The following is a 13,600-nucleotide window of genomic DNA, read 5'->3' as shown; positions in this document are numbered from 1 at the left end:
TTCAATGTTGATAATGCCGAAATCGGATAACGACCGTGGCCGGAGAATCTTGCATCGGCAGTTGGTACGGAAACCGTTTGCCACAGTAGGCTTGGTGGGCTAAACGGGGCATTGGCCGCAATGCTTTGCTGGTGCAAAGCCGGCTTGCACGTTCAAATCTAACGCCTGTTACCCCCTTGCCGCAAGCGGTGGCGGAAGATTCCCTATCGGAGCAAGCCCGATCCCTTGCCTCGGGGTTCAGAAAAAAACTTCTGGCATCCCCTCCCTTACGCAGCTGCGCTGTGCCACCCCACTAACTGATAAAACACCGGAACGGTTCCAACAGTCACGTTCAAAACTCACTTTCAGCGGTCACTGATGGGGATTCGGTGGATGAGGCAAGGAGATGGATCAACGATGTGCATTGCAACGTGCCAAGCCAGCATCCATATGCTTATTCGCCGGTAGCCATCCCGATGCAATCGGGGCAGCTACCGGCGAACCGGAGGCTTACATTGGCAAGGAGTTATCAACGGGGTGACGTGGATGCGTGAGGCCAGCGGGGCAGAGGCTGATGTTTGCTACCCCCGTCTATAGGTTAAGACGCCAGAAACTGGCGAAGTGTGACAGGGGAAATTGTAAAAACTCAAAATAGTGATAGCCTGCGGCGAGCACTGGCGTGTTTCCCACCCCATTTCTGGAAGCCAAGATTAGTTGGCGGCCAATGCCTGCTCCACCGCTTTGCGGAGGGCTTCCGATGCTGGCGGAAGCGGCTTGGACCCGGCACGCTGGCTGGCGGCGGAGAGGGCTTGGCGTGCGGACTCGGCATCGCCAGCGCGGAGCATAATCACGGCGCGGTACAGCTCCGACTCCACCGACGTGGGAACGCCATTGGCAAACAAAGCGCGCAAGGTTTCGGGGTCGTGGAGCAGCGGGTTGTTGCGGATAATCTGCTCGGCAAGGAAACGTGAGTAGCTTAAAGAATCGGCCCCGGTTTTGGAGTACACCGGATGAATCGGAATCAGGTTGGAGGTCAGCCGGTGTTGTGCGTCGAACATCAGCTCCACGTACAGCGTGTAGCTTCCTTCCGGAAGTTTGTTCGATTGCTCGCTGCTCAGCATCAGTATCCGCTCGCAGTCGCCGCCGACCGCAGGGAACAGAAGGCTGTCGGTAACTTCCTCGAACCCCCAACCCAGCTGTGCCCCGCTGGAGTCGAAGATAAACGGGCGGCCATTGAATGGTTTGCAAGCGTCGTTTCCGGCCGGGATTCGCAGGCGCAAAAACAGCGGTGAGCCAATGTGAAACTTCACGGTGTCGCTTCCCCCTTCCACCGGCTCCACCACAAACGCCACCCCTTTGTCGCGGGGGCGGGCGTTGCGGGCCGCCGCACGTTTGCGGGCTTCGCGTTTGCGTTCTTCTTTCATTTCCCGCTTTTCGCGCTCGCGTTCAATCCGTTCTTGCTCCTTTTTGCTGGGGGATTCTTGGCAAAGCAGTGCTGCCGAAGGAGCCAGCAGCATCAACAGGGCCGCAAGCAGTGCTGTTCCGAAGGGAGGATAGTTTTGCATAAAGTTTTTCCGAACGATTGACTTTGGTTGCCGGAGGTTCTATTTTTCCGGCTGCTGATAGAAGTGGGGAGCATGGGTAATCGCGCCGTTTCCGAAACGCGATCATGGCGCGGGTTTGCTTCCTTATCTGACGGCGCGCAACTTCGCGTTCTTTCCAACAACCATCGGCAACGATACGTTGCCGCTCCAATACTGCACAACACCAAACTTCGGTTTATCCACATCTTCTACTAACCAATCACTAAGGCGGCGCACATGTTCATCACGTTTGAGGGAATTGACTGCTGTGGCAAATCAACGCAGGCCAAGATGTTGGTCGAGCGAATCCAGGAATCAGGGCGCAAGGTCCTGATGCTGCGCGAGCCAGGGAACACACGCTTGTCGGAACATATCCGCGAGATATTGCTAAACCGAGAGTACACCGAGATGAACCCGCGAACCGAGCTTCTGCTGTTTGCCGCAAGCCGGGCGCAGTTGGTGGATCAGGTGATCCTGCCTGCATTGGAGGACGATCACGTTGTGGTCTGCGACCGGTTCTTCGATTCCACCGTCGCCTATCAGGGCTACGGTCGCCAGCTTCCGTTGGAGGACATCATCCATATCAACCGGATTGCAACCCAGGACCTTGTTCCCGACATGACGTTCTTCATTGACATCTCCCCCGAGCAAGCCCTTGAGCGTTGCACCGACCGTCTGATGGCCGAGCGCGACAGGATGGAGGAAAGCGGGATCCGGTTTTACGAACGGGTGATTGATGGCTACATGCGCCTTGCCGAAGAAGAACGCGGACGCTACTACGTGATTGATGGCAACCAACCGGTTGAGGATATCCACCACACCATCTGGCGGCTGGTGCTGGCGAAACTTGCCGACGTGCCGCGCCACGACAGCAGCAACAATGAATACCAAGAAGCGATGGCCGAGTTAGAATAACCTTGCACCCAAGGCCACGGCTTCCCGCCGGCTTGGCTTGCACCAGAAACTTTGCCGATTGCACCGTGTCGTTTCCCGCGCCGATTGCCAACTTTTGGATGGTAATCGGCGCCGTTGCTTGTTATCTTTTGGCAATTGATGGGTAATTACCATTGGAACCTTCCCTTCAACACGATCGGCCTACTGAAAGCAATGATCCCAACCAACCGACGACCCGCCGCTCGATTGCTTCTGCTTGCTCTGCTCCCTTTCTTTGGCGCGGCAATGGAGCTGCCGGCCCAAGTCACCCCGCGCTCGCTTTGGTTGGATGGGAACCTAGGGACCGGATTCTACATCGGCGAGTTCAGCAGCCTTGACGATTTCGACGCGTTCAACCCCGGCTTCGGCTCCGATTTCTCGTTGGGTTTCACCTACGCCTTCAGCAGCAAATTTGCGATTGCGGCCGAGGTCGGTCGGCAGAATTTTATCTACGGGATCAACGATCACGTCCGCGCCCGGTATGCTTCCAACTTCTTCGGTCCGGCGGGGGCAGCCACGTATCCGGGAAGCAGTGTGGCAATCACCGAGGATAACTCCATCGGCATTTCGCGGTATCTGCTGCGGCTGCAATTCACCATCCCGTTTTCGGAAACATGGGGGGCGTTTGCCACCGCAGGATTCGGGACGATCAGCACCGAGGCCGCCAACAGCGATGGCCAATCGCTTCCGGAAAATCTTACCGGAAGCTACGATAACCAAGCATTCGTTTTCCCAATCGGAGGCGGGGCAACCTACAACATCAACGAAGTCCTTTCCGCCAATGCCCGGCTGATGCTGTACCTGACCACCTCCGACTATCTTGACGGCTACGCCCACTACCTTGATTACGAGACCAACCCAGGCGGTTTTGTTGGGCCCGGGACCGATGGCACACCCTCGGACCACGCCCTATCACTAACGCTGGGCATCTCTTGGAAAATTTATCAGGGAACCGTCGAGCCGGATCCGCCGATTGCAGCCACCAACCCACCAAGCAGCGGAGGTCGCGAGGGAAGAGATGGGCGTGATGGAAGGGACGGGCGTGATGGCCGCGACGGGGAAAGCGAACGCCGCCGCGAACCAACGGAAACCGAACCAACAGAAGCCGAGCAACGCCGCAACGAAGCCGCAAAGGAAGCCCGCATGCGTGACAGCATCAGCACGGCAATCCGCCGGCGCGATAGCGTTGCAGCGGCACGCATGAACGACCCCCGCGAAGCCACCGCCCCGGCTGCCGATGCCGACCGCGACGGGCTAACCAACCAACAGGAGCGGGCGGAGTATCGCACCCAGGACCGCAACCGCGACACCGATGGCGACGCACTGACCGACGGAGAAGAGGTGGACCGCTACAAGACCGATCCCACAAAATCGGACAGCGACGGCGATGGGCTGGTGGATGGTGCCGAGGTCTATTCCTACAAAACCGATCCGAACAAGGCCGACAGCGATGGCGATGGAGTTAATGACGGCGATGAGGTGTTCCAACGCCGAAGTAACCCGCTTGACGCAAGCACCGCGCCCGATGCTAATCCGTAATTTCTTCCAAACCTGCTCTTCCACACGACCAGTCTAACCAGTGATTCTGTGAACTCCGACACTTCCTCCGAACGCTCCCTTCGCATCGCTCTTCCCGTTCTGTTAAGCTGGCTTCTGGCAATGCCTTCTGCCGTTGCCATTGCCTGCGCAGATGCTGCTGCAAGCGTGCCAGTGCCGGCGTTTCATGCCGTGGCGGCAGCAATGCCGTGGCTGCCGAATGGAGCCGGGTCGTTTCTGGTTCCACCCGCGTTGCTGCCAAATCCCGAACGCTGCCCCGACAGCGACGATGACGGCCTGTGCGATGACGAAGAAGCAGCCTACGGAACCGACCCCGCAAACCCCGACACCGACGGCGATGGATTAAGCGATGGGCAAGAGGTGAAGGTGTATGGAACCGACCCGCGCAACCCCGACAGCGATGGCGATGCGATTGTGGATGGCGATGAGGTCCGCGGTGTTCGTATCCCGGGGACCACGCTCTACCAACGCTCCAGCCCGCTTGCCCGCGACACCGATGGCGATGGGCTGATGGATGGGGAGGAGATCCGTACCCAAAACGCCGACCCGCTGGCGTTGGACACCGACAACGACGGGCTTCCCGACAAGGAGGAAATCCGCACCGCCTTCACCCACGCCGATGGGGCCGACAGCGACAACGATGGGCTGGGAGATGGAATCGAGCTTGGCCAAGCAACCACCGACCCGTACAACCCCGACACCGATGGCGACGGTGTGCCGGACGGACTGGATGGATGCCCAACCCGCTACGCCGAAACCGAAAACGGCTGCCCGCCCGGTGTTGCGCCAATCCGCTACCAACGGATGCGCCCCATTCTGCACCCTGCTCTGGCGGAGGATATTGGGCGGGCGATGACGCTTGACTCATTGAGCATCTACTTCCAGGGGAACAGCGATGGCTTCGATTTTTCCCGTCCGGAAACCGCTGTGAACCTTCAGAAATTGCTCAGCTTTTTGGATGGATGTGCGGAGTCGGGGGTGCTGCTGGAAGGGCACGCCAGCAGCGAAGGGAACCCGCAGCGGAACCAGCGGCTATCGCTGATGCGCGCCGAACGAACCCGGAAATGGTTGCTGGATAACGAGGTTCCGGCCAAGAAGGTGCTGGGGGTGATTGGCTACGGAAGCGGGGTCCCAAAAACACCGGAAGCCACCGCCACCGATCGCCGCGACAACCGCCGCGTAACGGTGGTGGTGAAACGGAATTGCCAGTAAACTCCATCGCCGTATCCCATGCCAGCGGGTTCTACAGCTTGGCCAGAAACGTCCCCAGATTATCCTCCGTGCCCAGCCCCAACTTGCTCCGCACCTTGTAGCGGTGATGCTCCACCGTTCGGGCCGAGCAGCACAGGATGTTGGCGATCTCCTTGGTGGAGAGTGCGATTTTCATCATGGCGCACACTTTCAGTTCGGTGGGGGATAGCGTTGGCGCACGCTCCAGCAGGTGGCCAATAAAATCTTGGTGGGTGGAGCGGAACTGCGCCTCGAACAATTCCCAATCGTTCGATTGGTTGCGCGTGGTATCCACCTGGCGGATGATTCGCGTAACATCGTTTCCCACCGATCCCGCATTCTGCAATTCCCGCATCTGCTGGCTTAAAATTTCCAGGAACTCATTCTTCTGAACCAGCTGCATTGCTATCGAGGTCAGCTCCCGGTTCTTTATCTCCATTTCCCGCTCCAACGTTTCGGCACGCAGGCGCAGCATTTCACGCTCATGGCTTGCGGCTTCAATCGTTGCGCGCATCTCCACATTGGCTATCTCCCGCTGTTTTTCGTGCCCTTCCATCTCCGCGAACAAGTCATGGTATCTGCGGTAGTGTTGCAGTGCCCCGTTGCTATCCCCCATCTGTTCCAGCGATTCCGCGATGGACTCCAACGCGCTCATCTGGAAGTAGGTGTCCCCAATCGTGGCGGCAATGGCTTCGGCATCATTCAGAACCGCAAGGGCTTGTTCATGGTCGCCTAAATCTTGCCACAATGTTCCCAACTTGTTGAGGGTTGCCACCAAGCGGGGGCGTGCATTAATCTGCCGCGCCAGTGCTTCGGAGCGTTGGTAATACTCCAAGGCGGCGGGGTATTCTTTCCGTACATGGTGCAGCTCCCCAATTGCGCGAAGAGTGAAGGCAATCCCCCCTTCATCCCCTAATTCTTGATGAAGCAGCATCGCCATATTCCAATGCTGGATGCTTGATTCCGAATCGTTTAAGTGGTGGTACAGCGATGCCAGATTCCCCAAACAAGCGGCTTCGTTGCGGCGGTCGCCACTGGTGCGAAACAACTCCAGCACCTTCAGCATAATCTCCAGCGAGGTCTCATATTCCGACTGCATGTAATGGATAAGGGCGATGTTCCCCATTGGCAGTTCAATTTCTTGGCCCAGTTTTTCGGCCATTGCAAGGCTGCGGTAAAATTCCTGCAGTGCGTGGGGGTAATCGCCAAGCTGCCGATAGATGCTTCCAATGCTGTTGTACGCCAGCATTCTATCACGCAGGTTGCCGGTTTGTTCGGCAAGCTCAAGGCTTTCCTGCAGGCGTTGGAGTGCCGGAGGATAATCGCCAGTGAAGTACAGAGTCAGCCCCAGTCCGCGTAACGCTGCGGACAATCCTTCGGGGTCGGCAACGTGGCGAAACAGCCGCTCGGAACGCTCAAAATTGATTTTGGCGCGGGCGTAATTCCCCGCCACATTCCAGCAATTTCCAATCACCCTGTAGCTTTCGGCTTGGCCGCGTTTATCCCCTTCGCGTGCGGCTATCGCAAGTGCTTGCTTGGAAAGTTCCCGCGCTTCGGTGGGGTCGCTGTGGTGCAGCTCCATGGCAAGGCGATTCAGCCACACGGCGCGTTCGGTGGGGCTGCCGGCGGCAGCAAGGTGTTCGCGAATCGCTTCGATTGGTTCGCCCATGGAGCAATGGATGGAAAGATGAATGGAAAGATCGCTCAGCAGAAACCGAGCCAACGTACGCAGGAAGAGAGACGGAAATGAAAATACGAGATGGAGGGAAGGGAAAGAAAGGGGGAGAAACAAAACTGGGGCATGGTTGCTCACCATGCCCCAGCTTGCGATCAACTGCGTGATCAACTTCCAGTATCCAGCTGCTGTTGAATTTTTTTCGGCAACCGTGAGCGAACCAGCTGGTAGGATTGGGCGATCCGCTCTTTCCATTCGGCTCGATTCATCAGCCCGATGTCCTCCACCGTGACCCAGTTGTACCGTGCCAAGTAGGGTGCCGGACGGAATCCTTCGCGTTCCAGCAGCTCCTCAAGCTCATCGTCAGCAACCTTGAAGGATGCTGGAGTGGGGGTGCGTTCAAGGGGGATCATCAGGAAGATTTTCCCGCCAATGCAAAAACAAAGTTCATGCTCCCATTTCAGTTCTTCGGTCACCGAAGAAAGCTGGGCGCAGAGTTGCTGGATACCCTCAATGGTCATGCTTCTTTGGGAAGCTCGTAGTTCAGCATCCAGCGGATTCCGTAGCGGTCGGTGAGCATCCCGAACCGTGCGCCCCAGAAGGTGTTGTCCAATGCCATCTGCACGCTGCCCCCTTCGGCAAGCGCATTGAATGCTGCTTCTTGCTCGGCAGCATCATCAAACTGCAGGCTTAAGTGCACGTTGTTCCCAGGGGTCACGTCGTCCCCTGGCATGGTATCGGAGACCATGAAATAGAGGTTGTTGGAACGGAATTCGCCGTGCATCACCCGCTGGGCGTTCTCCTCGGCCACGGGCATTGGGGCATCGCTAAACCGCATCAGGCTGGCGATTTCGCCGCCCAGGCTGTTTTTGTAAAAGTTCAGAGCTTCCTCGCAGTTCCCCGGGAAAATGAGATAGGGATTGAAGTTCTTCATGGATCGTTTTCTCCTTTGTGGTTTGGAAGAGTTTGATGAGTTGCAGACCGCTGCAAATATAGTATTCATGCGAACACCTTTGCAAGCATTTTTTGCAGTAGTGGGAAAAAATGCGGCGGTGCTTGAACGGGAAGCTGCTGCAGGTGGTGGTTACAGCAGCAGCGTAGCAAAACCCGGGTTGAAAAGTGAATAGGGTTGCTTGGGAAGCACCGGTGTGAAATGTGGTGCAGGAGGGGGCGGCATGGTTAGGTAGTGCGCCCCCCTCTGTTCATTACTGAGCGCCTAAAGCAATAAAGGGAAATATGGTGTTGCCATCAGGAGCGTTTTCCACAAATAAAAAATAATAGCCCGCCGCCATGCCTTCTAATGATACCACGGACTGGAAATCCCCTGCCTGCCGATGCTCGCTCCAGCGGCGAATTGGCTGGCCCAATATGTTGATGATTTGGAATTCAATGGTCGCATCTTCGACCACAGAAAAATCAATTGTAAGCCTATCAGTGGCTGGGTTTGGCACAACAGAACGCACCGCAGTGGAGCTTAGTTTTGTAGGCGTAGGTGGGTCAGGCAGTGTAGGTCCCTTCATTGGTGGAGGGATCATAGATGCTGATTTTACCCAGATATTCCCATAGATATCAGTTGCATCTTTCCCTTGCCCTTCCCACACAAAAAACAACGTGTCATTGCGGAATACCCCGCTAACGAACCTTGAAAGCATACGACCGCTGCTAATCGGAACATTTATTACTTCGCTGCCAGTTGCGGTATCTCTATAAGGGCGAAGGTCTGTGTCCAGCATCGTTATCACTATCCCACTATCCAACCCTTGCACAATGGAAATTGAGTTGTCGGTGGGATTTTGCACAAAAGCAAAATGAGGAAACCTTTGTAGGATCGGAATTTTTGCCCATGCTTGGCGTTGCAGGGTCGTATCATAGCTTTCAATAATAATATTTGCCGGATCTGGGTGGTAATACCGGAGAAATGTTTTATTCGCAGCAAGGCAGTAGGTGGAATAAGGATGCCATTGAAAGCTTTTGGAAAACAATGCCAAGCTATCACGGTATTTTGTGATAGATGAGCGAAAAATCACAAAAAAAGAATGCGAATCTATGGGAATTATCGCCTGTACGCTGTCGTCTATTGGGTGAATACCAGTATATGGGGTATTGATGATGGTGCTGATATTGTTTGCTTGGCTATCCACAGCATAAACAATGTGCTCCATTTCATAGTCTTTACCAAATGCCTGCATTGCACCTGTCGTACCAATTCCCCATTGGCGGTCAACAATAGATGATGTAGCCGTGTAGCGAATGTATGTAGGTTTCTTTTCTTTATCTATATAAACGCTTTCAATGTCCCCAATAATCCTCCAACCAGTATCCGAAGGAAGAAAAAAACGGAATGTGCTGACGGTAGCTTCCTGGAAATCGCCACTGTGTGGTTCCCGTGGCCGGTGCCTATTGTCAAATTCCACTAACATCCCCTGCCCAACATTTCGATGAATTTGGTGCTGCCTGAACGTGTATTGGTCTTTAGGAGGTGTTCCGGTTGAGCTAAGCTTAGGCAGGAAAATCATAGAATCGCTTAGGCCACCATTGGTGGTCAATAGTTCAAAATTTCGTAGTGTTTTTGGGTAGTCTCCCTCGGTGTAGGTCGCAATAAGTTCGCCATTTACCAAAGTAAGAATCGGCTGGTTCTGGTTGATATTTTTATAGTACGAATCCATAGGAGCACGCAATTGCATCTTCTTTTCAAGAAGAACAATAGTGCTGGAATCTATAAATGAAGTGCGAACAGCGTCAACAGCAGAAGATGATACTCGAAGAGTAGGAAGTACCGAATCCTTTGTCGCAATAACAGGTGAGGATATCCCCGCACTGTCAATCATTGCTATCATATGGACAACAGCATAGGTGTATATTTCCCTGTTGGCTATTACATAAGCCTTGTACACGATATTGATACGGTACACTTGATCAATCCATTTCTCAACGTAGCCATTGTCAGGAATCGAATTGATCTTCGGCAAGGGAACAGTATATGATGTTGTTGTTATGATGGTATCGGTATTGTTGGTAAGGTCTATTTTATACTGCCGGATTTCGTCAGTATAACTTTTGCTATCTATTTGGATTTCTGTGTGTGCAGCGTAGAAAATGCTGATGGAAGAATCATTTTCATGAGGGATAATAACCTGTGTGCCGGCTATACCATCGCGCAGCTGTATCTGCCGCTTCCATTCGGCATCCGCATCGAAGTAATTGTTGAATTTGTACAGGGTATCTTTGATTATGCAATATAATGAGCTATCGGGGCGGATGGTGTGGGCTGCATTCATGCGATTGGAAGGGATAATGCCAGAATCAATAGTTCCATCGGCATAAATAATCTTGCCTCCAGTTTGTGTGGAAATTATGGCAAGGTGGGGCGAGTGGGAATTTACCGTGACACGCAGAACGCCATCTTTAAGTATCGTCCACGGTGCTTGGGCCAAGCTGCCATCGGTGTTTAGGGAAATTGCTTGCAACCCATATCCGCCATGATTTTCTCGATATAAAAACAAATACCCGGATGCTCCGCGAAGCAACCATGTTGAACGGTCGTCTATTGCTGTGATGGTGCTGACCTGTTGTGCGGGAATGATCACATTCCCGGTAGTGTCAACAACGCAAAGGTACGTTCGCTTCACACCGCCACGCCGCTCGTTCCATACCACAAGGAAGCGATCGTCCAAACTGTGAACGCTGACAATATCAAGGGGATTGGCGGTGGTATCTGTCAATGCCTTCCCTTCCTGTGGCTCCGTCCCGTGGATTATTTGACTCCATAAGACCCTCCTAACCGCACTATCTCCATTGGCAATCACCGTCCCCCACACGGCAAGTGTGGTGTTGCCGATTGCTGCCGCGCTTTGAATGTGGATATCGTCGGGAAGGGTTGTGATAACCGGTTCTGGCGAAAGACGGACGTCGCCAGGTTGCGCTGTGGCAGCAGCCATACCAGCGAAGAAAAGGCAAAAGCAAACTATGCAACACGATTTCATAGCAACTCCGGTAGATGATGACCAACGCCGCAATGTTCGCCATTATCTACCGGAACTGCAAGGTTAAATTTTGGCCTGATCTACAACTCCCACTCCACCCCCAAAATTGGGATTAACCCAAGCTGAAGCTGCGCTTGTGGCTCCTTCTTTACTCGGTTCCAGTGGTAGTCGGCAACGTTGTCGCGGTTGTAGGCGTTTAGCACGCTAAGGTAGATCACAAGGTTCGAGCGGTCGAACAAAAAACGGCGGTCCACCCGCACGTTCAGCGTGTGATAATCGGGATACCGTTCGGCCATGAATTTGCTTTTGTCGCGGACCGTCCGGTTTTGGCGTGCAGATTCCGATAGATCAAGCGGGGTGTAGGGGGTGCCCCCTGCCATGTTGAACCGGACGCTTACTTCCCACAAGTTGTTTGGCCGCCACCCGCCAACCACGCTGAACAAATACTTGTTGTCGAACATCCGGTCCCGCCATTCACCGTTTGCGTCGCGGTAGCTGCTGCGGATGTAGGAGGCGCTCACCAGCCCGTAGAAATCCTCGGCCAACTTCTTTTGCAGCAACAACTCCACCCCGTGCGAACGCCCTTCCCCGTTTGCCAGCAACTCACCATAATTCCCAAAATCGTTGTCCCCAGCGGCTTCGTCAATGATGGAAGCCATTGGCTGCTGCGGGTTCAGCGGCAGGTTCCGGTACTGCTTCACGTATCCTTCCACTGTCAGCTTTGTGTCGTCGGTCAGCATGTAGTCGGCCCCCAGGACGTAGTGGGTGGATTGCACGCTGGGCAACGACTCGTTCCGCGTGTCTTGGGCCAGCAACACCATCGGCAATGTTTGGTGGTAGATGCCGAACGCCCCTTTCAGGCGTAGCTGGTCGGTTGCGCGGTACACAACCGATGCACGCGGGGAAAACGTGAGATCGCCATTGACCGAGAAGTACTCGGCACGCATCCCAACGGTGGTTGTCAACGCTTCGGTTGGGGTCCAGCTGTGCGAGAGATACACGCCACCTTTGGTAGTGGTGAACTCCTTCATAAACTCCAATGCCGAGGTCACCTCGCCAATGCTGTTGGTGTCGGGGCCCATGTACACATCGTAGTTCATCATCTCGCGTGCGGCCTCGATCCCAAACTCCAGCGTCTGGTTGTCGGCAATCTCCACCGTGTTCAGATTGCGAAGGGTGATGGCCGATTCCACGTAGTTGTTCCGGTAGGTTAGTTGGCGATTGCTGAATCGGAAAAACTCCTCGTCGGCATCGGTGCTGGAGAAGGAGAGCGAGGTGTTGGAGAAACCAATGCCACTCCAGATGGACCTCCAATTCCCCCCGGCGGTGGTCTGCAGGGTCTGCTGCTCGCCAAATGAATTTCCGTTGTCCGCCGCTTCTTCGTACGTGCGGTTGAATTGGCTAAGCGCGGCAATCCCCAACAACGTTACGCGGTTGTTCTGGTCCAGGTCAATGGTGGCCTTCCCCTGAAGGTCGCCAAAACGGGGCGCGCCATCTTGGTTGATTGCCTTCTGAATCAGGTCCAGATAGCTGCGGTGGCCGCTTAGCATAAACGACCCAACGCTCCCCGGAAGCGGCCCCTCGATTGCGCCGCCGAACCCCGCCATGTTCAGGTCAATCTGCCCCTCCAATTCCTCGCGGTTTCCGTCGCGGTAGTTGATGTCCACCACCGACGAAAGCCGGTCCCCATACTCGGCACCGAAGCCGCCGGCTTGGAACTCAACTCCATCAATGAAATCAACATTCAGGAACCCGATTGGGCCGCCGCTGGAGCCTTGCTGGGGGAAGTAGTTGACGTTGGGAATGGGGATATTGTCAATGGTGAAACCGGTTTCGGCGGGGCTTCCGCCGCGCACGGCAAGGTCGTTCCGGTTGTCGGCGGTGCGGGCAACGCTGGGGAGCGCGTTCAGCACGCGGCTGATATCGCCGGCGGACCCGGGGGCGCGCCGAATCTCCTCGGCATTCATCGCCACGGCACTGATGGCCGATTCCTCGCGCCCGCTGAAGTACCCTGCGGTCACGGTGACTTCTTGCCCAACGGTGCTTTTCTCCGGCAGCTCAATCGTCACCTGTGTGATGCGGTCCGGGCGGACGATGATGTCGGTTTTTACCACTGGTTGGTGTCCCAGCGATGTCACCTTCAGGCTGTATCCTCCTGGGGTCAGCTTCTCAATGGTGAACTCCCCATTCCGGTTGCTGATTGCCCCCCGTTTGGTGTCGGGAATGGCAACGGTTGCGCCGGTTACCGGCTCCTTCGTTTCGGCACTGACGACGATTCCCCGAATCGTGCCGTTCGGCTCCTGTGCCAGGGCCGCTGCCGGGAACAGGGCCAAGAACAGGACGGGCAAAAGAATTCCCCCCGCGCCAATCGCGCGGGCTGCGGTTAGTGAGATACTCATGGATGGAATGCCTTTTGAAAGGCGGTTACTAATTGGTGATGTGCTTTGGACTCTGCTTCATTCTTGCGTTTGCTAAGCCTGACAATCGCAAAGTGGGGAACCTGACAGAGGGGGGGGCGCACCGACTCAATCGGGGTGGCCTCGCCAGCCATTGGGGAAGAGGGAGGGGGGAGGAGATAAGAAAAAATCAGAAGGTGGAGATTTCACCGTGAAAGCCCTCCACTGCCCAGCGATGAAGGGTAGGGGGCCGGAAAGAATGGT

The 13,600-nt window shown here is 55.1% G+C and carries 10 protein-coding genes; 4 read left to right on the top strand and 6 right to left on the bottom strand.

What is annotated here, in order from left to right; translation table 11 throughout:
• Positions 1 to 689 precede the first annotated feature (689 nt).
• Entirely contained in the window at positions 690 to 1,544 is an 855-nt protein-coding gene (locus tag IPM61_03920; GenBank protein MBK8910455.1) for a hypothetical protein, read from the bottom strand.
• A gap of 255 nt (positions 1,545 to 1,799) precedes the next feature.
• On the opposite strand from IPM61_03920, the gene IPM61_03915 reads away from it, so the two are divergent.
• From IPM61_03915 to IPM61_03905, 3 genes are all read left to right on the top strand, one after another.
• A complete protein-coding gene (locus IPM61_03915) occupies positions 1,800 to 2,477 on the top strand; it encodes a dTMP kinase (protein ID MBK8910454.1) in 678 nt (225 codons plus the stop codon).
• A gap of 138 nt (positions 2,478 to 2,615) precedes the next feature.
• Positions 2,616 to 4,034, top strand: a complete 1,419-nt coding sequence (locus IPM61_03910) for a hypothetical protein (protein ID MBK8910453.1) — start codon at positions 2,616 to 2,618, stop codon at positions 4,032 to 4,034.
• A 48-nt stretch (positions 4,035 to 4,082) separates the two neighbouring features.
• Positions 4,083 to 5,264 carry an OmpA family protein gene (locus tag IPM61_03905; protein ID MBK8910452.1) on the top strand — a complete coding sequence of 394 codons (1,182 nt, stop codon included), beginning with the start codon at positions 4,083 to 4,085 and terminating at the stop codon, positions 5,262 to 5,264.
• Between the two features lie 31 nt (positions 5,265 to 5,295).
• Here IPM61_03905 and IPM61_03900 read toward each other — a convergent pair whose 3' ends face one another.
• The 3 genes from IPM61_03900 to IPM61_03890 all read right to left on the bottom strand — a co-directional run bounded on the left by IPM61_03900 (position 5,296) and on the right by IPM61_03890 (position 7,891).
• Positions 5,296 to 6,951 carry a tetratricopeptide repeat protein gene (locus IPM61_03900; GenBank protein MBK8910451.1) on the bottom strand — a complete coding sequence of 552 codons (1,656 nt, stop codon included), beginning with the start codon at positions 6,949 to 6,951 and terminating at the stop codon, positions 5,296 to 5,298.
• A 173-nt stretch (positions 6,952 to 7,124) separates the two neighbouring features.
• Positions 7,125 to 7,478, bottom strand: a complete 354-nt coding sequence (locus tag IPM61_03895) for an MmcQ/YjbR family DNA-binding protein (GenBank protein ID MBK8910450.1) — start codon at positions 7,476 to 7,478, stop codon at positions 7,125 to 7,127.
• Positions 7,475 to 7,891: a VOC family protein gene (locus IPM61_03890; GenBank protein ID MBK8910449.1), complete on the bottom strand. Its 417-nt coding sequence runs from the start codon at positions 7,889 to 7,891 to the stop codon at positions 7,475 to 7,477. Before IPM61_03890 ends, IPM61_03895 begins: the two co-directional genes overlap by 4 nt.
• Between IPM61_03890 and IPM61_03885 the strand changes: the two genes are divergently transcribed.
• Positions 7,890 to 8,084 (top strand): hypothetical protein, encoded by a 195-nt coding sequence (locus tag IPM61_03885; GenBank protein MBK8910448.1) that lies wholly within the window; start codon positions 7,890 to 7,892, stop codon positions 8,082 to 8,084. The genes IPM61_03890 and IPM61_03885 overlap by 2 nt on opposite strands.
• A gap of 78 nt (positions 8,085 to 8,162) precedes the next feature.
• On the opposite strand, the gene IPM61_03880 is transcribed toward IPM61_03885, so the two are convergent.
• Together IPM61_03880 and IPM61_03875 are read right to left on the bottom strand one after the other, a co-directional pair.
• Positions 8,163 to 10,895: a hypothetical protein gene (locus IPM61_03880; GenBank protein ID MBK8910447.1), complete on the bottom strand. Its 2,733-nt coding sequence runs from the start codon at positions 10,893 to 10,895 to the stop codon at positions 8,163 to 8,165.
• Positions 10,896 to 11,020: 125 nt separating this feature from the next.
• Positions 11,021 to 13,339, bottom strand: coding sequence for a TonB-dependent receptor (locus IPM61_03875; GenBank protein ID MBK8910446.1), 2,319 nt, complete (start codon positions 13,337 to 13,339; stop codon positions 11,021 to 11,023).
• Positions 13,340 to 13,600 lie beyond the last annotated feature (261 nt).

The sequence above is a fragment of the Chlorobiota bacterium genome, from assembly GCA_016710285.1.
Classification (GTDB): Bacteria; Bacteroidota; Ignavibacteria; order OLB7; family OLB7; genus OLB7.
This window is presented reverse-complemented; position numbering and strand designations above follow the sequence as displayed.